Genomic DNA, 21,820 nt, shown 5'->3' on the forward strand with positions numbered 1-21,820 from the left:
TCAACCCTTAAAAGCTGAGCCGCTATGACTCTCGACCTGCAGACCACCATCGAACAAGCCTGGGAAAACCGGGCCAACCTGTCGCCCACCGACGCGAGCGCCGAAGTGCGTGAAGCGGTTGAGCACACCATCGACGGCCTGGATCTGGGCCGCTTGCGCGTCGCCGAAAAAATCAATGACGATTGGGTCGTGCACCAGTGGATCAAGAAGGCCGTGCTGCTGTCGTTCCGCCTGAGCGACAACGCCATCATGGGCCAGGCTCCGCTGCAGTTCTACGACAAGGTGCCGCTCAAGTTCTCGGAATACGGCGACAACGCCTTCAAGCAAGGCGGCTACCGCGTGGTTCCGCCCGCCGTCGCCCGCCGCGGCGCCTACATCGCCCGCAACGTGGTGCTGATGCCCTCTTACGTGAACATCGGCGCCTACGTCGACGAAGGCACGATGGTCGACACCTGGGCCACCGTCGGTTCTTGCGCGCAGATCGGCAAGAACGTCCACCTGTCGGGCGGCGTGGGCATCGGCGGCGTGCTCGAGCCGCTGCAGGCCAACCCCACCATCATCGAAGACAACTGCTTCATCGGCGCCCGCTCGGAAGTCGTGGAAGGCGTGGTCGTGGAAGAGAACTCGGTGCTGGCCATGGGCGTGTTCCTGTCGCAAAGCACCAAGATCTATGACCGCGCCACGGGCAAGATCACCTACGGCCGCGTGCCCTCGGGCTCCGTCGTGGTCCCCGGCTCGCTGCCGTCCGCCGATGGCACGCACAGCCTGGCCTGCGCCGTCATCGTCAAGCGTGTCGACGCGCAGACCCGCGCCAAGACCAGCATCAACGATCTGCTGAGGGCCTGATGAGCACATCCGCGTCCGCATCGGCCTGCGCCGTGCTGGATCTGGTCAAGGACCTGATCGCCCGCCCATCGGTGACGCCCGCCGATGAAGACTGCCAGGCCACGCTCGCCGCGCGCCTGGAACGCATCGGCTTCACGTGCGAAACCATCGCCCAGGGCGGCGTGACCAACCTGTGGGCGCGGCGCGGAACCGCCGCGCCGCTGACCGTATTTGCCGGCCACACGGACGTGGTGCCTCCGGGTCCGCGCGAAAAATGGGAGAGCGATCCGTTCGTGCCCACCGAACGCGACGGCTACCTGTATGGCCGCGGCGCGGCCGACATGAAGAGCTCGATCGCCGCCTTCGTGGTGGCGGCCGAGGAATTCGTGGCGGCCAATCCGCAGCACAGCGGCTCGATCGCGCTCCTGATCACGTCCGACGAAGAGGGGCCGTCGATCGACGGCACCGCCATCGTCTGCGACGCGCTCAAGGCGCGCGGCGAGCAGCTGGACTATTGCATCGTCGGCGAGCCCACTTCGGGCGACGTGCTGGGCGACATCTGCAAGAACGGCCGCCGCGGCTCGTTGTCAGGCAAGCTCACCGTCAAGGGTGTGCAGGGCCACGTGGCCTACCCCCATCTGGCGCGCAATCCCGTGCACCAGCTGGCGCCGGCGCTGGCCGAGATCGTCGGCATCGAATGGGACCAGGGCAACGAATACTTCCCGCCCACGACGTTCCAGGTATCGAACCTGAACTCGGGCACGGGCGCCACCAACGTGGTCCCGGGCGAGGCGGTCGCGCTCTTCAACTTCCGCTTTTCGACGGCGAGCACCCCGGAAAGCCTGAAGGCGCGCGTGCACGAGGTTCTCGACCGCCATGGCCTGGAATATGGGCTGGACTGGGAACTGGGCGGCGAGCCTTTCCTGACCCCACGCGGTTCGCTGACGGACGCCCTGGTGACGGCCATCCGCGACGAAACCGGCGTAACGGCCGAGCTGTCCACCACGGGCGGCACGTCCGACGGCCGCTTCATCGCCAAGATCTGCCCACAGGTGATCGAATTCGGTCCCGGCAACGCCACGATCCACAAGGTCAACGAGCGCATCGAAGTCGCGTCGCTGGAACCGCTGAAGAACATCTATCGGCGCACGCTGGAAAACCTCCTGACCAAGTGATAACGCCCCCGCGTTTCGCCCGCCATGCGGGCTCTCTGCCCCCACAAGGGGCATTTTTCCCCTCGGGGCGCCCCCGCGGGGAAAACAAGGCCTGACAATGTATCAATCCGCACGCCAAGAACTGCTGACCCTGCGCGACCTCATCCGCTATGGGGTATCGCGCCTGAACGGCGCCCAGGTGGCGCTGGGCCACGGCAGCGACAATGCCTGGGACGAAGCGGTCTACCTGACGCTGCACGCCCTGCACCTGCCGCTGGACACGCTGGACCCGTTCCTGGACGCCCGCGTGGTGCGCGAAGAGCGCGACCGCGTGCTGGACCTGCTGGAACGGCGCGTGACCGAGCGGGTGCCCGCCGCCTACCTCACCAACGAAGCCTGGCTCCGCGGCCACCGGTTCTACGTGGACAATCGCGTCATCGTGCCTCGCTCGCCCATCGCCGAACTGCTGGACGAAGGCCTGTCGCCCTGGGTGCAGGACCCGGCGGCAGTCGAGAACGTGCTGGACATGTGCACCGGCTCCGGCTGCCTGGCGATCCTGTCCGCACTGGCGTTCCCGTACGCCCACGTGGATGCGGTCGACCTGTCGCCGGACGCCCTGGACGTGGCGCGCCGCAACGTCGACGATTACGGCCTGGCCGACCGGCTGGATCTGCATGAAAGCAATCTGTTCGACAGCCTGCCGGCGCGGCAGTACGACATCATCGTCTGCAACCCGCCCTACGTGAACAGCGGCTCCATGGGCGCCTTGCCCCAGGAATACCTCCACGAACCGCAGCTGGCGCTGGCCGGCGGCGAAGACGGCATGGACCTGGTCCGCCGCATCCTCGAGGCGGCCCCGCGCTTCCTCACGCAGGACGGCGTGCTGGTGCTGGAGATCGGCCACGAGCGCGACTTCTTCGAAGCCGCGTTCCCGCAACTGTCCCCAGTGTGGCTGGATACGGAAGCGGCCTCGGACCAGCTTCTGCTGCTTACCCGCGAGCAACTGAGCCTGTGATACGCGCTACTGGATTGACCTTGCGCCGCGGCACGAAAGTGCTGTTGGATGGCGCTGAATTCGTTGTACACCCGGGCGAACGCGTCGGCATCGTCGGCAAGAACGGCGCCGGCAAGTCTTCGTTGTTCGCGCTGCTGACCGGCGCGCTGGACGTGGATGCCGGCACGGTGTCTATGCCCGCCGGCTGGCGCATTGCCAGCGTGGAGCAGGAACTCGACGCGGACGAACGTCCCGCCCGCGAGTTCGTCATCGACGGCGACGTCCACCTGCGCGAATTGCAGGCGCGCCGCGCGGCGCTGACGGACGACCAAGGCACGCAAATCGCCGAGGTGGAAGCGGCGCTGGTGGAAGCCGGCGCCTGGAGCGCCGCCTCGCGCGCCGAACAGTTGCTGGCTGGCCTGGGATTCAAGCCCGCTGAATGGATGCAGCCGGTCGAGAGCTTTTCCGGCGGCTGGCGCATGCGCCTGGCGCTGGCCCGGGCGCTGATGGCGCCGTCCGAACTGCTGCTGCTGGACGAGCCCACCAACCACCTGGACCTGGACGCCATGCTCTGGCTGGAGAAATGGCTGGGCGCCTATCCGGGCACCGTCATGCTGATCTCCCACGACACCGAGTTCCTGGACGCGGTCGCCAAGTCCATCCTGCATTTCGACCACGCCAAGCTGGTGCGGTACCGGGGCGGCTACGGCGACTTCCTGACGCAGCGCGCCGAGCGCCTGCGCCAGAGCAACATCGCCTACGAACGCCAGACGCGCGAAACCGCGCGGCTGCAAGGCTTCATCGACCGCTTCAAGGCCAAGGCGTCCAAGGCCAAGCAGGCGCAAAGCCGCGTCAAGGCACTCGCGCGCATGCAGGTGCTGGCGCCCTTGCAGGCCGAAGCGGGCATCGACATCCGCATTCCCTCGCCGGAACAGGTGCCAGATCCGCTCCTGACCCTGGAACACCTGTCGGCCGGCTATACGGACGCGGCTGGCAACGCCGTGCCCATCCTGCGCGACGTCACCCTGATGGTGCGAGCGGGCAGCCGCGTGGGCGTGCTCGGCGCCAACGGCGCCGGCAAGAGCACGCTGATCAAGACGCTGGCCGAAGAACTGCCCGTGCAGGCCGGCGAACGCCGTGCATCGCGCGGGCTGGCCATCGGCTACTTCCATCAACACCAACTCGACATGCTGGACGTGGACAGCACGCCGATCGCGCACCTGGCGCGCCTGGCGCCCGAAACCCGCGAACAGGAACTGCGCAACTACCTGGGCGGTTTCGGCTTTTCGGGCGACACGGTCACCAGCAAGGTCGGCCCCATGTCGGGCGGCGAAAAGGCGCGCCTGGCGCTGTCCTTGATCGTCTGGCAGAAACCCAACCTGCTGCTGCTGGACGAGCCCAGCAACCACCTGGACGTGGAAACGCGCGAGGCCCTCGCCACGGCGCTGGCGGACTTCGGCGGCAGCATGCTGCTGGTGTCGCACGATCGCCATCTGCTGCGCACCACGGTGGACAGCTTCTGGATCGTGGCGGACGGCGCCGTGCGCGAATTCGACGGCGACCTGGAAGACTACCGGGACTGGCTGGCCGCCCGCAATGCGGGCGAGCGCGCCGAAGCGGCTCGCGAAAGCGCCGCCAACGGCGAACCGGTAATCGACCGCAAGGCGCAACGCCGGGCCGAGGCCGAACAGCGCCAGCGCCTGTCCGCCCTGCGCAAGCCGCTGGAAGCCAAGCTTGCCAAGGTCGATGCCGAAATGGAAAAGCTGCGCGCCAAGCTGCAGGCGCTGGATGCCGTCATCGCCGATCCGGATCTCTATTCGGACGCCCGCCGCGTGGAACGCCAGAAAGTCATGGCCGAACACGGCGAACATGGCAAGCGCATGGACGAGCTGGAAGAACGGTGGCTGGAGATTCAGGGCTCGCTCGAAGAGATCGAGCAGTCCGAATCCTGAGAGGAAGTTGCCCGGACGCCCTGCTCTTGCAGGGCGTCCGGCGCTTTGGCGCGCTTACGAGTACGGGCGCTCGCGCAGGCGGGTATGGTGATCGACCACTGTGTCGATCACTTCGCGCAGGATGGTTTCGGCCAGCGCGGGCGGCACGCCCGCCTCTTCGGCCAGCCGGCGGATGCGCGCGACCTGCTGGGATTCGCGCTTGGCATCGACCAGGTCCATGCCGTGCGCCTGCTTGAGTTCGCCGATCAGGTCGGTGCAACGGAACCGCACGCCAAGCAGCAGAATGATCTGCTGGTCGATCTCATCGACCTCGGCGCGCAGCGACGCCAGCTCGGCTTTCGGGGAATCGTTGTCGGCCATGTCTTTCAACCCTGAACAATATCGAGCTTCGCGATACCCAGGGCCAAGGTCTTGGCGCCCACGTCGCGGAACTGGATTTGGGCCTGGGCGTCCTGTCCTGCGCCGCTCAAGCCGATGATCGTGCCCTCGCCGAACCGCGCGTGGCGCACACCCTGACCTACACGATACTGCTTGTCGCCCACCGTGACGCCGGTAGCGACACTGCGGGCTTGACGCGGCGCAATGGTATTGGTGGGCTTGCGTCCGAACGCGTCGCCGCGGTTGCCGCCGCCCCAGCCCGCTCCCGTGGCGCCGATCTGCGCCAGCCCCGCCTTGGGCGAGAGCCATTTCAGGTGCTGTTCCGGGATCTCGTCCAGGAAACGCGAACGCATCGCATAGCGCGTCTGGCCATGCAGCATCCGGCTTTGCGCCAGGCTGATGTACAGGCGCTGGCGCGCGCGGGTGATGGCCACGTACATGAGGCGGCGCTCTTCTTCCAGGCCGGACGGCTCGAGAATGCTGTTCTCGTGGGGAAACAGCCCCTCTTCCAGGCCGGTGATGAAGACCGCGTCGAATTCCAGACCCTTGGCCGCGTGCACGGTCATGAGCTGTACGGCGTCCTGGCCCTGCTGGGCCTGGTTGTCGCCCGCTTCCAGCGCCGCGTGCGACAGGAACGCCGCCAGGGGCGTCAGGCCGTCCGTGATGATGGCTGGCGCATCCACCACGCCCGGCATGAGCGTCGACGACGTGTCCTGCTCGGGCACGACGCCGGCAGGCAGCCCGTCGTAGTTTTCCTCGGAAGCGAACACGGCGGCCGCCGTGATCAGTTCGTTCAGGTTTTCGAGGCGCTCGGCGCCTTCGCGTTCGGCCTTGTAGTGCGCGTTCAGGCCGCTGGCCTCGAGCATGTGCTCGACCATTTCCGGCAAAGGCAGGTCGCGCGTTTCCTCGATGAGGCGGTGGATCAGTTGCGCGAACTGCGCCAGGTTGGAACCGCCCTTGCCGCCCACCAGGGCCACGGCCGCGTAAAGGCTGGTGTCGTGCGCGCGGGCCGCGTCGGCCAGTTGCTCCAACGTGCGCGCGCCGATGCCCCGCGTGGGGAAGTTGACGACCCGCATCCACGACGTGTCGTCGTGCGGATTGGCCATCAGGCGCAGGTACGCCAGCGCGTGCTTGATTTCCTGGCGCTCGAAGAAGCGCAGGCCGCCGTAGACCTTGTAGGGAATGCCGGCGGAGAAAATGGCGTGTTCCAGCACGCGCGACTGCGCGTTGCTGCGGTAGAGGACGGCGATCTCGCGGCGCAGGCTACCTTCGTGGATCAGCGAACGGATCTCGTCCACGATCCATTGGGCTTCCATGCCGTCGGACGGCTGCTCGATGACGCGCACGGGCTCGCCCTCGCCCTGCTCGGTCCAGAGGTTCTTGCCCAGCCGGCCGGTGTTGTGCCCGATCAGCGCGTTCGCCGAATCCAGGATGTGGCCGAAGGAGCGGTAGTTCTGCTCCAGGCGGATCACGGTGCCGCGCGCGTAGTCGCGCTCGAAATCGGCCATGTTGCCCACGTTGGCGCCGCGGAATGCGTAGATCGACTGGTCATCGTCGCCTACGGCGAAGATGGCCGCGCCGCCGCCGGCCAGCAACCGCAGCCATTTGTACTGCAGCGTGTTGGTGTCCTGGAACTCGTCGACCAGGATGTGGCGGAACCGGCGCTGGTAGTGCTCGCGCACGGGCGCGTTGCGCGACAGCAGTTCGTAGGCGCGCAGCAGCAGTTCGGCGAAGTCCACCACGCCCTCGCGCTGGCACTGGGCCTCGTAGAGCTGGTAGATCTCGACCAGGCGGCGGCGATGGGCGTCATAGGCCTCGACGTCTGGCGGACGCAGGCCCTCTTCCTTGGCGCCGTTGATGAAGCGCTGCACATCGCGGGGGGGGTATTTTTCGTCGTCGACGCCATTGGCCTTCATGAGGCGTTTGATCGCCGCAAGCTGGTCGGTAACGTCGAGGATCTGGAAGCTCTGCGGCAGGCCGGCATCGCGGTGATGCGCGCGCAGCATTCGGTTGCACAGGCCGTGGAAGGTGCCGATCCACAGGCCCCGCGTATCGATGGGCAGGATGGCCGACATGCGCGCCAGCATTTCGCGGGCGGCCTTGTTGGTAAACGTGACCGCCAGCAGCCCAAAAGGCGAAGCCTGGCCGGTTTGAATCAGCCAGGCCATGCGGGTGGTGAGTACCCGGGTCTTCCCGCTGCCCGCCCCGGCCAGGACCAGGGCGTGCTGCGGTTCTAACGTTACTGCGGCGCGTTGTTCAGGATTGAGCTTCTCTAGCATCATGCCGCGTAGCGGCGCAGACGTTGAGCGAATTGCTCGAGCCCGGCGATGCCGCTTTGCTGGGCGCGCTGGCACCAGGCCTGCAGGTCATTGAGGAGCTGTTCGCTGCTGGCGCTGGAGCTTTCCCAGATGCGGCCGAGTTCGCGGCGCATCTGCACCAGCGTGGCCAGCGACTTGTTCTGGGCGATGGCCTTGTCCACGGCGGCCAGTTGTTCCGGCTGCAGGATGTCTTCGTTGCGATGGATCGCGCGGCGCACCTGGTGCAGCTTGGTCCAGTCGCATTCGGCGCTGCCCTTCTTGCGCGAATCCTTCAGCTTGGCCAGCTCTTCGCGGGCCGCGCTCTTGATCACGTCCGCATAGCGGGCCATGACTTCGTAGCGGTGCGTGATCACGCCTTGCAGGGTGCGCAGGTCGATGCCGGTCTTGGAGTCGTCCAGCTTCAGCTTGGGCGCAACCTTCTTGATCTTGGCCAGGCCGAAGAACTTCAGGATGTTGATGTAGCACCAGCCGATGTCGAACTCGTACCACTTGGCGGAGAACTTGGCCGACGTGCCGTGGGCATGGTGATTGTTGTGCAGCTCTTCGCCGCCGATCACGATGCCCCAGGGGAACACGTTGGTGCTGGTGTCCGGGCTGTTGTAGTTGCGGTAGCCCCAGTAGTGGCCGATACCGTTCACGACGCCGGCGGCCCAGAAGGGGATCCAGGCCATCTGCACGGCCCACACCGTGACGCCGATGGCGCCGAACAGGGCGATGTCGATGGCGAGCATGGTCAGCACGCCCCACAGGCTGTGCTTGCTGTAGACGTTGCGCTCGAGCCAGTCGTCAGGCGTGCCGTGGCCGAACTTGGCCATGGTTTCCTTGTTGTTCGATTCTTCGCGGTACAGCTCGGCGCCGCGGAACAGCACCTTCCAGATGCCAAACAGGATGGGCGAATGGGGGTCGCCTTCCTTTTCGCACTTGGCGTGGTGCTTGCGGTGAATGGCAACCCATTCCTTGGTGACCATGCCGGTCGTCATCCAGAGCCAGAAACGGAAGAAATGCATGACGGCAGGATGCAAATCCAGACCGCGGTGCGCTTGGCTGCGATGGAGAAAGACCGTGACCGACACGATCGTGATGTGCGTCACCACCAGCGTGAAAACGACGACCTGCCACCAAGTGGCTTGCGTCAGACCGCCGGCAATGAAGGAGAGGATGTAATCCATAAAGCTGTTATGAGCCTCGCTTGAGAAGTGCCTGAAGTTTAGCTTACCTTTGCCGTCTTATGACAAGGGACTATCAAAATAGTTTTTGAGAGAAATCAAGGACTAAGCCCCGGTTTTGGAGCATAGACATCCCTGCTCGCGACCCAGGCGGGCAAGCGCGAGGCCAGGCCTTGCGGGTATCCGGCGCTGGGGCCGGCCGCCCCGGTACAGGCGGGGGCGTACGCGTAGGCAAGTGGTTTTGGCAATATTTCGCCATTAAAGTTCCTGTCAGCTTGGCTCCGGCCTTGCTCCAGCCGCGCCGCCGGCGCACACTCTGGCTCCGCGTGCCAAAACTGTCTCATTTGCCCCACTGATGTTGTCCCAAAAAGCCCGTCCCCGTTTGTTTTTCGCCCTGGCGCTGCTGGGAACGGCGCTGTCCGCGCCCGTTTCGTCCCAGACAATGAAGTCGGGGGACGTCGCCGTGCTGGCCTCGTACTTCGAGATCCGCGGGTCGGACTGCCTGGCCTTGCGCGCCCCACGGGTGTCCATCACCCAGGCGCCACGCCTGGGCAAGGCCAGCGTCATGCAGACGCGGGGCCAATCCGGCAGCTCCGGGCGCTGCGCCTATAAGGCGGTGCCCATCTCGCAGGTGGTCTACCAGGCCGACCGGCCGGGCGACGACACCCTCGCCTGGGAAGTGAAATACCAGGACAAGGCCCTCGGCACCCGCCGCTACAGCGCCACGGTAGGCATTACGCCGGGCCCGTGACCCGGCGCGGAGCCGCCGCCGGTCAGGCCGGTTCGTCCGGCGTGCCGGCCGGGGCTTCTTCGGATTCCGGGGCCTCGCCGCCCTCGGCCGCAGCGCCCTTTTTCTTGCGCTCGAACACCGCGGCGAAGAAGCCGTCGGTGCCGTGCACGTCGGGGCGCAACTGAACGTAGGGGCCGTCCAGCTTCAGGTTTTCGCAGCGGGCCGCCAGGATGGCGGCCGCGTCCAGGCGTTCGAAATCGGGGTGACTGGCCAGGAAACGCTCGGCCTGGACCTCGTTTTCTTCGGCCAGCAGGCTGCACGTGGCGTAGACCAGGCGGCCGCCCGGCGCCACGCAACGCGCCGCGCTGTTCAGGATACGTTCCTGGAGTTGGCCCAATTCCGCCAGCGCTTCGGGGTGCTGGCGCCATTTCAGGTCCGGATTGCGGCGCAGGGTGCCGATGCCGCTGCACGGCGCGTCCACCAGCACGCGCTGGGCCTTGCCAGCCAGGCGCTTCACGCGGGCGTCGTTTTCGTTGTCGATGACGACGGGCACCACGTTGGACAGCCCGCTGCGCGCGAAGCGCGGCTTGGCGCGCGCCAGGCGCGCCGCAGACACGTCGAACGCGTACAGGCGGCCGGTGGAACGCATCAATGCGCCCAGCAGCAGCGTCTTGCCGCCCGCGCCGGCGCAGAAATCGATGATCATTTCGCCGCGCCGCGGCCCGACCAGGAGCGCCAGCAACTGGCTGCCCTCGTCCTGCACTTCGATGCTGCCATTCTCGAACTGCGGCCAGCGATTGATGGCTGGACGGCCTTCCATGCGGATGCCCCAGGGCGAATACGGCATGGCGACCGGTGCGTAGCGGCCCGCGCCCTGCTGCAGTTCAGCCAGCATGGCGTCGCGCTCGACCTTCAGCGGATTGACGCGCAGGTCGAGGCTGGCCTGGCGGTTCAGCGCTTCGATCAGCGTTTCGGGGCTGTCCATCTTGCCCAGGCGTTCGTCCAGCCAGTCCGGGATGCTGCCGCGCACCGCGCGCGGCAGCGTCGCCAGGTCGATCTGCGACACGCGCCGCAGCCATTCGGCCTCGGCGGCGTCCAGGCCTTCCGCCAGTTCGCCGGCCCCGAGGGTGGCGGCCAGGCCGAGGATGGCCAGGCGGCGCGAAGCCGGACCGACGCCGCTTTCGCCGAACTGGCGGTAGCGGCGCAGGTGGCGCAGCACGTCGTAGACCGCTTCAGCGACCTCGGAACGGTCACGCGCACCCAAATTGGGATGATTGCGCAGCCAGTGCGACAGGGCCGCATCGGCCGGGTAGGTCCATTGCAGGATCTCGCCCAGCACGCGCTGGACCTGTTCGATGCGGATGGCGGCGTACGGTTGGCGCGGACGGCTGGCCTGCGGCTTCTGCGGCAGGCGGGCCGGATTGCCGCGAGAATCGCCGCCGCGCGGGGCGTCATAGGGCGGACGCAGGTCCGGGCGGCCTTCGCGGCGCTCGGATCCATAGGAGGCGCGCTCGCCGCGGTTGTCGGCGCCGCGCGGGGCATCGTAGGACGGGCGCTGGCCGGGGCGGCCCTCGCGGCGCTCGGACCCGTAGGAGGCGCGTTCGCCGCGGTTGTCGGCGCCGCGCGGGGCGTCGTACGACGGGCGCTGGCCGGGGCGGCCCTCGCGGCGCTCGGACCCGTAGGAGGCGCGTTCGCCGCGGTTGTCGGCGCCCCGCGGGGCATCGTAGGACGGGCGCTGGCCGGGACGGCCTTCGCGGCGCTCGGACCCGTAGGAGGCGCGTTCGCCGCGGCTATCGCCGCGCGGGGCGTCAGGGGAAGAACGGTTGCCGGACCGCTCGTCGCGCTGGCCGCCGGGACGGCCTTCGCGGCCGCGCTCGACCGCCTGCCGGGCCTCGCCCTTGGGGCGCGAGAAGAAGCTCCGGCCGTCGCGGCCCTCGGAGGCGGCCCGCTGGGCGCCTGCAGGACGAGAACGCGGAGATTGGGATTTAGTCATGGCGTATTCCAGTGGGGCGGAGGCATTCCGCCCGGTAAAAGCGATTCAGGGCCGCTCAGGCGGCCGGCGACCAGGTGAATAGGCGTTCGGGATCGCCTTCGACGTTCACCCGGTGATCGCTCGTCAGGGTAACCCGGCCTTCGGCCAGCCAGCGCACCGCCGCCGGGAAGGCCTGATGCTCGACCGTCAGCACGCGATCGGCCAGCGCTTCGGGCGTATCGCCCGCCAGGACGGGCACGCAACCCTGGGCGATGATGGGGCCGTGGTCCAGCACCGGGGTGACGAAATGCACCGTGCAGCCATGCACGCGCACGCCGGTGGCCAGCGCCTGGGCATGGGTGTGCAGGCCGGGGAACGCGGGCAGCAGCGAGGGATGGATGTTGACCAGCCGGCCGGCATAGTGGTTGACGAAGCCGGGCGTCAGGACGCGCATGAAGCCCGCCAGAATGACGTAGTCGGGCTCGAAGCGGTCGATTTCGGACGCCAGCGTGGCATCGAAGGCTTCGCGGCTGGGGTAGTCCTTGTGGTACAGGGCCGCGGTGGGGATGCCCTGGTGGGCCGCCCACTCCAGGCCGCCGGCGTCCGGCCGGCTGGCGATGACGGCGGCGATTTCAGCCGGCCAGCCCTCGTTGCGGCAGGCTTCGGTAAGCGCCCGCATGTTGCTGCCCCGCCCCGAGATCAGGATGACCAGGCGGCGCTTGGTGGTAGATGTTTCCGGCAAGATAAGGAATTCCAAGGGAAATCGGGCCCGTCCATCCTTGCGGCCCCGCGCGCCGGAAGGGCTGCGACGCGTGGCAGGAAGGAATGGGAACAAACCCGTAATCCAAAATTGTAAACTCTCGCTCGTGAAACCATCGCTGCGTATCTACCGATCCCTGCCCCCGCCCGACCGGCGCGCTCCTTGCGCGCTGACGATCGGCAATTTCGACGGCGTCCACCGTGGACACCAGGCCATGCTGGCGCGCGTCTGCCAAGTCGCGCGCGAACGCTCCCTGACGCCCGCCGTGATGACCTTCGAGCCGCATCCGCGGGAATATTTCGCCACCCTGAACCAGCGTCCTGAACTGGCGCCCACCCGGATTTCCGGGCTGCGCGACAAACTGGCCGCGCTGGCGCAATACGGCATTTCGCAAGTCGTGGTGGAGCGGTTCAACGCCCGCCTGGCCGAGATGTCGGCCAACGCCTTCATCGAACACCTGCTTGTCCAGGGCCTGCACGCCAAATGGCTGCTGGTGGGCGAGGATTTCCGCTTCGGCCACAAGCGCAGCGGAGACATCGACCTGCTGCGCGAGGCCGGCCTGCGCCATGGCTTCGAGGTGCAGACGCTGGCCGACGTGACCGACCGGCACGGCCACCGCATTTCCAGTTCCGAAGTCCGCACCGCGCTGGCGGTGGGCGACCTGGAACGCGCCCGCCACCTGCTGGGGCACTCCTTCCATATCAGCGGCCACGTGATCCACGGCCAGAAGCTGGGCCGCACGCTGGGCTTTCCCACGATGAACCTGCGGGTGGCGGAACGCTGCGCCGCGCGCTCGGGCATCTATGTGGTCCAGGTCCACGGCCTGGGCGAGCGCGCCCTGCCCGCCGTCGCCAGCCTGGGCGTGCGCCCCACGGTCGAGGACCGCGGCCGCGTGCTGCTCGAGGCGCACCTGCTCGACGAGACGATCAACGCTTACGGTAAACTCGTACGCGTCGAGTTCCTGCAAAAGCTGCGGGACGAAGAAAAATTTCCTGACCTCCCTTCCCTGACTGCCGCCATCGCCGAAGACGCGCGAAACGCGCGCGCCTATTTTGCCGTTCATGGACTATAAAAAGACCCTCAACCTGCCCGACACCCCCTTCCCCATGCGGGGCGACCTCGCCAAGCGCGAGCCCGCCTGGATTTCGCAGTGGGAGGAAAACCACGTCTACCAGGCGATCCGCGCCGCCAGCCGAGGCCGGCCGCGTTTCGTGCTGCACGACGGCCCGCCCTACGCGAACGGCGACATCCATATCGGCCATGCGGTCAACAAGATCCTGAAGGACATCATCGTCAAGAGCCGCAACATGGCCGGCTATGACGCGCATTACGTGCCGGGCTGGGACTGCCACGGCATGCCGATCGAAATCCAGATCGAAAAGAAATACGGCAAGCACCTGCCCGTGGCCGAAGTGCAGTCGAAGGCGCGCGCCTACGCGCTCGAGCAGATCGACCGCCAGCGCAAGGACTTCAAGCGCCTGGGCGTGCTGGGCGAGTGGGATCGTCCCTACATGACGATGAACTTCAGCAATGAAGCCGACGAAATCCGCGCGCTGGGCAGCATCCTGGACAAGGGCTACGTGTTCCGCGGCCTGAAGCCCGTGAACTGGTGTTTCGACTGCGGTTCGGCCCTGGCCGAGGCGGAAGTCGAATACGCGGACCGCGTCGACCCGGCGGTGGACGTGGCCTTCCCGTTCGCCGAACACGCCAAGCTGGCCAGCGCCTTCGGCCTGGACTCGGTGGAAGACGGCGCCATCGTCATCTGGACCACCACGCCCTGGACCATCCCGTCCAACCAGGCGCTGAACCTGCACCCCGAGATCGAATACGCGCTGGTGCGCGTGTCGCCGGCGCCCAAGTTCGGCCCCCTGCTGCTGATCGCCAAGGAGCGCGTCGAGGACTGCCTGAAGGCCTGGGGCCTGGAAGGCGAAGCCATCGCCACGGCGCCCGGCGCCGCGCTGTCGGGCATCCAGTTCCGCCACCCGCTGGCGCAGTTCAACGCCGCCTACGACCGCAAGGCGCCCATCTATCTGGGCGACTACGTGACGGCCGATTCCGGCACGGGCGTGGTGCACTCGGCCCCCGCCTACGGTATCGAGGACTTCATGTCGTGCAAGGAACACGGCATGAAGGACACCGACTTCATCAGCCCCGTCATGGGCGACGGCAAGTACACGGACAGCCTGGCGCTGTTCGGCGGCCTGTCCATCTGGGATGCCAATCCCAAGATCGTCGAGGCCCTGAAGGAAGCCGGCGCGCTGATGCACGTCGAAAAGCACAAGCACAGCTACATGCATTGCTGGCGCCACAAGACGCCGATCATCTACCGCGCCACCAGCCAATGGTTCGCGGGCATGGACGTGGCCCCGAAAGACGGCGGCCCGACCCTGCGCGAGTCGGCGCTGGCCGGTATCGACGCCACGGCCTTCTATCCGGCCTGGGGCCGCGCCCGCCTGCACGCCATGATCGCGAATCGTCCAGACTGGACCCTGTCGCGCCAGCGCCAGTGGGGCGTGCCGATGGCCTTCTTCGTGCACAAGGAAACGGGCGAGCTGCATCCGCGCACCAGCGAACTGCTGGAGCAGGTGGCGCAGCGCGTCGAGAAAGGCGGCATCGAGGCCTGGCAGGCGCTCGACCCGCGCGAACTACTGGGCGACGAGGCCGACCTCTACGAAAAGAACCGCGATACGCTGGACGTGTGGTTCGATTCGGGCAGCACGCACGCCACGGTGCTGGGCGGCAAGGACGGCGCCTTCGCCGGTTCGCACGGCGCCGAGCTGGCCTGGCCCGCCGACCTGTACCTGGAAGGCTCCGATCAGCATCGCGGCTGGTTCCACTCGTCGCTGCTGACCGGCTGCATGCTGTATGGCCAGCCGCCCTACAAGGCCCTGCTGACGCACGGCTTCGTGGTGGACGGCCAGGGCCGCAAGATGAGCAAGTCGGTGGGCAACGTGATTGCGCCCCAGAAGGTGTCCGACTCGCTGGGCGCGGAAATCCTGCGCCTGTGGGTAGCCTCCACCGATTACTCCGGCGAATTGTCGATCTCCGACGAGATCCTCAAGCGCGTGGTCGAAGGCTACCGCCGCATCCGCAACACGCTGCGATTCCTGCTGGCCAACCTGGCCGACTTCGACGCCGTGACGCAGGCCGTGCCCTACGGCGAGCTCTTCGAGATCGACCGCTACGCGCTGGCCATGACCGCGCAGATGCAGGCTGAAGTCCAGGCCAGCTACGAACGCTACGACTTCCACCCGGCCGTCTCGCGCCTGCAGACCTTCTGCTCGGAAGACCTGGGCGCGTTCTATCTGGACATTCTTAAAGACCGCCTGTACACGTCGGCCGTGGACAGCCGCGCCCGCCGCTCGGCCCAAACCGCTCTGCTCGACATCACGCAGACGCTGCTCAAGCTGATGGCCCCGATCCTGTCGTTCACGGCGGAAGAGGCCTGGAAGGAACTGGTCGGCTCCGCGCTGAAGAACCAGGCCGACGCCGCCCGCACGACGATCTTTACCGAGGTCTACCACGTGCTGCCGCCGTTTGCCGACGCCGACGCGCTGTCGGCCAAGTGGACGCGCCTGCGCGCCATCCGCGCCGAGGTCCAGCGCAAGCTGGAAGAAGTGCGCACGGCTGGCGACATCGGCTCGTCGCTGCAGGCCGAAGTGGACCTTTACGCCAACGGCGCCGACCGTGAACTGCTGGCCAGCCTGGGCGACGACCTGCGCTTCGTGCTGATCGTCTCGCGCGCCACCGTGCATGCGGGCGAAGGCGAGACCCGCATCAACGTGACGCCCTCGGCGCACAAGAAGTGCGAACGCTGCTGGCACTGGCGCCTGGACGTGGGCCAGGACGCGGATCACCCCGAGATCTGCGGCCGTTGCGTGTCGAACCTGTTCGGTTCGGGCGAAGCCCGCGACAAGGCCTGAGCATGGCCGGGCCCGCCAACACCGGCATCCAGCCCGGCTCCCGCTCCGCGCCGGCGCGCGTGGGGCGCTGGCTGGCCATCGCCCTGGCGATCATCGTGCTGGACCAGTTGACCAAGGTCTACTTCAACACGGAATTCCAGTACGGCCAGCGGGTCAACCTGCTGCCTTTCTTCGATTTCACCCTGGTGTACAACCGGGGCGCGGCGTTCAGCTTCCTGGCGTCCGAAGAAGGCTGGCAGCGGTGGCTGTTCACCGGCCTGGGCTGCGTGGCCGCCGTGGTGATCACCATCATCCTGCGGCGCACCCATGGCCAGCCCCGCTTCTGCCTGGCCCTGACGCTGATCCTGGGCGGCGCCATCGGCAACGTCATCGACCGGGTCGTCCACGGCCACGTGGTGGACTTTCTGCTGTTCTACTGGAACAACTGGCAATTCCCCGCCTTCAACCTGGCCGACGTCGGCATCACCTGCGGCGCCGTGCTGCTGGTGCTGGACGAACTGCTGCGGGCGCGCAAGCCCCCGCAGGCCTGAAGGCCGCCGGCCGGGGCTTGCGCCCCGGCCCGGACGGGCTGCCCGCGGCCGGGTTTTGTTCCGTTTGATGCCCCCTGAATGCATCGCGAACGGCGCGATGCCGCAATGCAGAATAAAATCACTGTCCATTCCTCGTTTACACGGCGCTGAACCCGCCGCCCAGTCCTCATGCTCGATCTCGCCCGCAAACGCATCGTCCTCGGCCTGACCGGGGGCATCGCCTGCTACAAAATCGCCGAGCTGGTGCGGCGCATGACCGAACAAGGCGCCACGGTCGACGTGGTCATGACCGAGGCGGCCACGCATTTCATCACCCCCGTCACCATGCAGGCCCTGTCTGGCCGGCCGGTGTTCGTGGACGCCTGGGACGCGCGCGTGCCCAACAACATGGCGCACATCGACCTGACGCGCGGCGCAGACGCCGTGCTGATCGCCCCGGCCAGTGCCGACTTCATGGCCAAGCTGGCGCACGGCATGGCGGACGACCTGCTGTCCACGCTGTGCCTCGCGCGGGCCTGTCCGCTCCTGGTCGCGCCGGCCATGAACCGCGAGATGTGGGCCAACCCCGCCACGCAGCGCAACGTCGAACAACTGCGCGCCGACGGCATCAGCGTCCTCGGCCCCTCGGCCGGAGAGCAGGCTTGCGGCGAAACCGGCGATGGCCGGATGCTGGAAGCGCACGAGCTGCTGACCGACCTGATCGCCTTCTTCCAACCCAAGCTGCTGGCCGGCCGCCATGTGCTGCTGACCGCCGGCCCCACGTCCGAACCCGTGGACCCGGTGCGCGTCCTGAGCAACCGCTCGTCGGGCAAGACCGGCTACGCCCTGGCGCGCGCCGCGCGCGAGGCCGGCGCCCGCGTGACACTGATCACGGGTGCCACCTTCCTGCCGGTGCCGCGCGGCGTCACGTCGCTGTCGGTCACCACCGCGCGCCAGATGCATGACGCGGTGATGGCCAGCGCCGCCGATGCGGATATTTTCATCGCCGTGGCCGCCGTGGCGGACTGGCGCGTGAAGAACGTCAGCACGCAGAAGCTGAAGAAGACCAGCGAGGGCGGCGGCGCCCCCGTCATGGAATTCGAGCCCAATCCGGACATCCTGGCCGAAGTGGCCAAGCTGGCCAACGGCCCGTGGTGCGTGGGCTTCGCCGCCGAAACCGAAAAGCTGGCCGAGCACGCCGAAGCCAAACGCGCGCGCAAGGGCATCCCCCTGCTGGTGGGCAACCTGGCGCACAAGGTCATGGATGCCGACACCACCGAACTGGTGCTGTTCGACGAGCAAGGCGTTCATCCCCTGCCCGCCGCCGGCAAACTGGACGCGGCGCGGCGCCTGATCGCCGAGATCGCCGCGCGGGTGCCGGGGAAGTAGTTTTCGGTGTCTGACGCGTGGGTTCTGGTGTCTGACACCCGGTGAAATCCGCTTCAGCCGGACGGGGATCTCGTACGGGTGTCAGACACCGATCAGTGGCAGACACCGGCGCTGCGAGCACCTCAGTGTCTGACACCCTTACGCGATAACGGCAAGGCTTGAAGGATTGCTTCCCGGGTGTCAGACACTGATGCAGTGCCAGACACCAACGCCGCCATTCCGGTGCTGCGAGCATCTTAGTGTCTGACACCCTTACGCGATGACGGCAAGGCTTGAAGAAATGCTTCCCGGGTGTCAGACACCAACGCCGCTCATTCCAGGCTGATGTTGGCGGCCTTGACGATGTCGGCCCATTGCTGGCGGTCCTTTTCCAGGAACTGGCCGAACTGCTCGGGCGTCATGCCGGTGACGGGTTCGGAACCCAGGCCGGCCATTTTCTCGATCAGCGCGGGCTGCTTCAACACGTCTTGCAGGGCGGCGTAGTAGGCGGCCAGCACGTCGGCGGGCAGACCGGCGGGCGCAAACACGCCCTGCCACGTCGGCATGTCGAACCCCTTCAGGCCCTGCTCGTCCAGCGTCGGCACGTTGGGCAGCTGCGGGGCGCGCTTGAGCGACGCGACGGCGATGGCCTTCACCTTGCCTTGCGAGGCCAGCGGCGCCGCGGTGGAGATGTTGTCCATCGTCATCGCGATGTGGCCGCCCAGCAGGTCGGTGATGACGGGCGCGGCGCCGCGGTATGCGGCATGCGGCACCTTCACGCCCAGCTTGTACAGCATGGTTTCGGCGATCAGGTGGTTGGAAATGCCCACGCCCGCGGTGCCGTAGGTGGCGGTCGGCGTCTTCTGGAAGTATTCCTTCAGCTCGGCCAGGTTGTTGGCCGGCACGTCCTTGTTCACGATGACCACGTTGGGCTGAACCGCGGCCAGCGTGACCGGAGTGAAGTCGGCCGGCTTGTAGTTCGTGCCCTTGGGATTCAGGACGTGGGTGATGGCCATGGAGCCGGCCGCGGCGATGCCGATGGTGTAGCCGTCGGCGGGCGACTGGCTCAGGCGGTAGGCCATGATGTTGCCGCCGGCGCCGGCCAGGTTTTCAACGACGACGGGCTGGCCCAGGCGCTGCGACAACGGGTCGGCGAGCAGGCGCGCCAGCGTGTCGGCCGAGCCGCCGGGGGCGAAGCCCACCAGGAGCCGCACGGGCTTGGCGGGCTTCCAGGCGTCTGCGGCCATGGCCGGCGAGGCCGCCAGGGCGGAGACGGCGAACAATGCGCCAGCGGCGCGGTGCAGGGTACGGCTGAACATGAAAAACACTCCCAACGATTGACTGACGAAGATCGCTTCGTCTCCTCTTGCCGCTCGCCCGTCCCTGCCGCGCCGGATTCCGATGGGCGCGCCAGGGTCGCGGGCTGGTTGCGGCGGCTTTATTCCAGTATTTGCGCCAGCGTCTGCGCGACCATGCGGTTCGACAGCAGCACCGGGCGTCCCGAGGCATGCGCCACCGCCTGACGCATGCGCTCGGCATAGCCCATGCAGTGCATGACGATCAGGTCGCAGGACGCCAGTTCGCGGCCGGCTCGCTCGAAGTTGCGCGCGGCCTGCCCGGCGTCGGCCTCGTAGGGCGAGGCGTGGACGACGCGGGTTTCGCAGGACAGCGGCACGACCATATGGAAGGCGTCGACCTGCGCTTCCAGCGGCACCACCAGCCCCACCTTGCGGCAATGCTCCGCCAGGCCGGCGACCAGATGGTCCACCACCTGCTGCGGTTCGACCACGAGCGTGCGCATCGGCGCGATGGCCGTGCCCGTGCACAGCGGCACCAGGACGTCATAGCCCGCGGCGTCGGCTTCGCCCATGACCTGCGCCAGCCGCGCCTCGGCCGCCGCGGCGTCCAGCTCGATCTGCGTTCCGTCGTGCATGCGCGTCGCGAACCGGTACTCACCCGCCCTGGGAGCCAGGGCGGCAAGCGCCGCCGCGTCCAGGCCGTCGAGCGCGCCGAATTCGTCGATGCGCACACGCGCGCCCAGAAGCGCCGCCATTTCGGGCACGACGTCGCTGCGCGGCGATTGCCCGATGGTGAAGAAGGCCACGCGCCGCTGCGAGCCCGCGCTCATGCCGCGCTTCCGTCTTCGCGGCCCACCGTCTGCAGATGCGCCATCGATCCATAGCGGGACTGCAGCGCGGCCCATTCGGCCTCGTCCACGAAGGCCATGGCGCGCTGCCCGTACATCTTGGCGATTTCGATGCAGAATCGCATGGCGACGTCGGCGTCCACGGCGTTCGTGACGCCGGTGGCGCACCCCGGCACGGTGGTCTGCGCGGTAAGCGCCACGCCCACCACAGGCGCGTCCGTGACGATCGCGGGCTGCATCAGCGAATTCACGTGCCACAGGCCGTTTTCATAGGGCGTGATGTCTTGCGTGGTCAACGGCAGGGTCACGGGCAATTCGCCGCTGACCCAGCCCATCACGTCCAGCATGGTCTCGGGGATGCGCAGCAGATAGCCCTGCTTGGCGACCGGCGTGAGCGCCACGCCGCGCTTGTTGACCAGGCGGTTGCCGCGCGTCGTGTCGACGGACAGGATCGCATCCATGCGCGGATCGACTTCGTGCGCCATCATTTCGCGCATGGGAAACGGCGAACGCATCATCGGCACCGGATGATGCGGCCGCGTGCCGGCGCGCGGGCAGATATGGGTGCGGATGCGCACCGTGCCGGGCAGGACGTCGCCCTGCCGGGCCATGGCCATCAGCTTGAATGCCGCGGCAATGGCGACCACCGCCCCATCGCTGTCGGACACCAGGCCCGTGACCGCGGGGCGCGCGCCGATCCCGCCCAGGCGGCCGACGATGCCCAGCTGCGGGGCGGCGTCATCGGCGCCCGGAATGACGATGGAAAGAAAGTCCGTGGCGGCGCCGTCGCGCTCCAGCCGGGTCACTTCCACTTCGCAGTTGCCCGCGTCGCGCAGCTGCTGCGCCACCCTCTCGCCCGTCACGCGGGCGGAAGACAGGAGTTCGATCGTATCGATGACCTGCTTCATGCCGGGATCTCCAGCAGGCCCGGACGGAACGTGCGCGGCGCTTCCTGCCCGACGAACAGCGGCGCGTCGTGCGGACCGATCAGGGCGACCTCTGCGCCGCGCACACGCAGCCCCGAGCCTTCCGGCAACCCCAGCACGGGCATGGCGGGATTCAGCGTGCAGAATTCCGCCAGCCGCTGGGCGCGGGTTTCACCCCGATGCCCGGGTGGGTGGGCGTTGGTGTAGTGCGGGTTGATCTGAAAGGACAGCAGGCCGAGCGCATCGAAGCCTTCCGGATCCGTGATGGGCATGTCGTTCGTGGTGCAGATGCTCGGGCAGGCCAGGTTGGACCCGGCGCTCCATCCCAGATAGGCGGCGCCGCCGCGCGCGCAACGGGCAACGACGTCGAGCAGGCCCTGACGGCGCAATTGCCCCAGCAGGTTGAAGGTGTTGCCGCCGCCCACGATGATGATGGCGGCGCTTTCCAGCGTGGCCACCGGATCTTCGGCGCGATGCAGGCCCTGGATGTTCAGGCCGGTGTCGGCCAGCGCCGACGCCACCAGCGCGGTGTAGTCGTCCCAGTTGCGGGTCACGCCGGCGTACGGCACGAAAACGGCCGGCGCGCCCGGCGGCAGCGACGCGATCAATTCGCGGATGTCGGGCAACGCGTGCGCCAGATAGCCAGCGTCGCTGCTGGAATTGCTGAGGAGCAGGAGATTCATCGAGAGGATTTCCGTA

The 21,820-nt window shown here is 67.4% G+C and carries 18 protein-coding genes; 9 read left to right on the top strand and 9 right to left on the bottom strand.

Annotated elements, in window-relative coordinates; translation table 11 throughout:
* The first annotated feature begins 24 nt into the window (after nucleotides 1–24).
* The 4 genes from dapD to AGI3411_RS03190 all read left to right on the top strand — a co-directional run bounded on the left by dapD (nucleotide 25) and on the right by AGI3411_RS03190 (nucleotide 4,925).
* Nucleotides 25–846, top strand: coding sequence for a 2,3,4,5-tetrahydropyridine-2,6-dicarboxylate N-succinyltransferase (dapD, locus tag AGI3411_RS03175; RefSeq protein WP_043547594.1), 822 nt, complete (start codon nucleotides 25–27; stop codon nucleotides 844–846).
* On the top strand, nucleotides 846–2,000 hold the full coding sequence (gene dapE, locus AGI3411_RS03180; RefSeq protein WP_129525966.1) for a succinyl-diaminopimelate desuccinylase: 1,155 nt from the start codon (nucleotides 846–848) through the stop codon (nucleotides 1,998–2,000). Before dapD ends, dapE begins: the two co-directional genes overlap by 1 nt.
* 97 nt (nucleotides 2,001–2,097) lie before the next feature.
* Nucleotides 2,098–2,994 carry a 50S ribosomal protein L3 N(5)-glutamine methyltransferase gene (prmB, locus tag AGI3411_RS03185; protein WP_129525967.1) on the top strand — a complete coding sequence of 299 codons (897 nt, stop codon included), beginning with the start codon at nucleotides 2,098–2,100 and terminating at the stop codon, nucleotides 2,992–2,994.
* Nucleotides 2,991–4,925: an ABC-F family ATP-binding cassette domain-containing protein gene (locus AGI3411_RS03190; RefSeq protein ID WP_129525968.1), complete on the top strand. Its 1,935-nt coding sequence runs from the start codon at nucleotides 2,991–2,993 to the stop codon at nucleotides 4,923–4,925. Before prmB ends, AGI3411_RS03190 begins: the two co-directional genes overlap by 4 nt.
* Before the next feature lie 54 nt (nucleotides 4,926–4,979).
* Here AGI3411_RS03190 and AGI3411_RS03195 read toward each other — a convergent pair whose 3' ends face one another.
* From AGI3411_RS03195 to AGI3411_RS03205, 3 genes are read right to left on the bottom strand one after another with little or no spacing between them, the layout of a single operon-like run.
* A complete protein-coding gene (locus tag AGI3411_RS03195) occupies nucleotides 4,980–5,285 on the bottom strand; it encodes a chorismate mutase (protein WP_129525969.1) in 306 nt (101 codons plus the stop codon).
* Nucleotides 5,286–5,290: 5 nt separating this feature from the next.
* On the bottom strand, nucleotides 5,291–7,585 hold the full coding sequence (locus AGI3411_RS03200; RefSeq protein ID WP_129525970.1) for a UvrD-helicase domain-containing protein: 2,295 nt from the start codon (nucleotides 7,583–7,585) through the stop codon (nucleotides 5,291–5,293).
* A complete protein-coding gene (locus AGI3411_RS03205) occupies nucleotides 7,582–8,790 on the bottom strand; it encodes a DesA family fatty acid desaturase (RefSeq protein ID WP_129525971.1) in 1,209 nt (402 codons plus the stop codon). Before AGI3411_RS03205 ends, AGI3411_RS03200 begins: the two co-directional genes overlap by 4 nt.
* Before the next feature lie 352 nt (nucleotides 8,791–9,142).
* Here AGI3411_RS03205 and AGI3411_RS03210 point away from each other — a divergent pair, with 352 nt between their 5' ends.
* Nucleotides 9,143–9,538, top strand: a complete 396-nt coding sequence (locus AGI3411_RS03210) for a hypothetical protein (protein WP_129525972.1) — start codon at nucleotides 9,143–9,145, stop codon at nucleotides 9,536–9,538.
* A 22-nt stretch (nucleotides 9,539–9,560) separates the two neighbouring features.
* Here the strand turns inward: AGI3411_RS03210 and AGI3411_RS03215 are convergent, their stop codons facing one another.
* Nucleotides 9,561–10,856, bottom strand: coding sequence for an RsmB/NOP family class I SAM-dependent RNA methyltransferase (locus AGI3411_RS03215; RefSeq protein ID WP_341867897.1), 1,296 nt, complete (start codon nucleotides 10,854–10,856; stop codon nucleotides 9,561–9,563).
* A gap of 709 nt (nucleotides 10,857–11,565) precedes the next feature.
* A complete protein-coding gene (gene purN / locus AGI3411_RS03220) occupies nucleotides 11,566–12,231 on the bottom strand; it encodes a phosphoribosylglycinamide formyltransferase (protein WP_129525973.1) in 666 nt (221 codons plus the stop codon).
* Nucleotides 12,232–12,355: 124 nt separating this feature from the next.
* Between purN and AGI3411_RS03225 the strand changes: the two genes are divergently transcribed.
* The 4 genes from AGI3411_RS03225 (at nucleotide 12,356) to coaBC (ending at nucleotide 18,070) form a co-directional block, all read left to right on the top strand.
* Nucleotides 12,356–13,321 (top strand): bifunctional riboflavin kinase/FAD synthetase, encoded by a 966-nt coding sequence (locus AGI3411_RS03225; protein WP_129525974.1) that lies wholly within the window; start codon nucleotides 12,356–12,358, stop codon nucleotides 13,319–13,321.
* On the top strand, nucleotides 13,311–16,172 hold the full coding sequence (gene ileS, locus AGI3411_RS03230) for an isoleucine--tRNA ligase (RefSeq protein ID WP_129525975.1): 2,862 nt from the start codon (nucleotides 13,311–13,313) through the stop codon (nucleotides 16,170–16,172). The genes AGI3411_RS03225 and ileS overlap by 11 nt, the downstream gene beginning before the upstream one ends.
* Before the next feature lie 2 nt (nucleotides 16,173–16,174).
* On the top strand, nucleotides 16,175–16,702 hold the full coding sequence (lspA, locus tag AGI3411_RS03235) for a signal peptidase II (RefSeq protein ID WP_129525976.1): 528 nt from the start codon (nucleotides 16,175–16,177) through the stop codon (nucleotides 16,700–16,702).
* Between the two features lie 168 nt (nucleotides 16,703–16,870).
* Complete coding sequence (gene coaBC, locus AGI3411_RS03240; RefSeq protein ID WP_129525977.1) at nucleotides 16,871–18,070, top strand: bifunctional phosphopantothenoylcysteine decarboxylase/phosphopantothenate--cysteine ligase CoaBC; 1,200 nt, start codon at nucleotides 16,871–16,873, stop codon at nucleotides 18,068–18,070.
* 311 nt (nucleotides 18,071–18,381) lie between these two features.
* On the opposite strand, the gene AGI3411_RS03245 is transcribed toward coaBC, so the two are convergent.
* The 4 genes from AGI3411_RS03245 to pepE all read right to left on the bottom strand — a co-directional run bounded on the left by AGI3411_RS03245 (nucleotide 18,382) and on the right by pepE (nucleotide 21,804).
* Complete coding sequence (locus AGI3411_RS03245) at nucleotides 18,382–19,368, bottom strand: Bug family tripartite tricarboxylate transporter substrate binding protein (RefSeq protein ID WP_129525978.1); 987 nt, start codon at nucleotides 19,366–19,368, stop codon at nucleotides 18,382–18,384.
* Nucleotides 19,369–19,487: 119 nt separating this feature from the next.
* Nucleotides 19,488–20,177: an AroM family protein gene (locus AGI3411_RS03250; RefSeq protein ID WP_129525979.1), complete on the bottom strand. Its 690-nt coding sequence runs from the start codon at nucleotides 20,175–20,177 to the stop codon at nucleotides 19,488–19,490.
* Nucleotides 20,174–21,103 (bottom strand): DUF1177 domain-containing protein, encoded by a 930-nt coding sequence (locus AGI3411_RS03255; RefSeq protein WP_129525980.1) that lies wholly within the window; start codon nucleotides 21,101–21,103, stop codon nucleotides 20,174–20,176. The genes AGI3411_RS03250 and AGI3411_RS03255 overlap by 4 nt, the downstream gene beginning before the upstream one ends.
* Nucleotides 21,100–21,804 carry a dipeptidase PepE gene (pepE, locus tag AGI3411_RS03260; RefSeq protein ID WP_129525981.1) on the bottom strand — a complete coding sequence of 235 codons (705 nt, stop codon included), beginning with the start codon at nucleotides 21,802–21,804 and terminating at the stop codon, nucleotides 21,100–21,102. The genes AGI3411_RS03255 and pepE overlap by 4 nt, the downstream gene beginning before the upstream one ends.
* Nucleotides 21,805–21,820: the final 16 nt, after the last annotated feature.

This window comes from Achromobacter agilis (assembly GCF_900496965.1).
Lineage (GTDB): Bacteria > Pseudomonadota > Gammaproteobacteria > Burkholderiales > Burkholderiaceae_B > Achromobacter > Achromobacter agilis.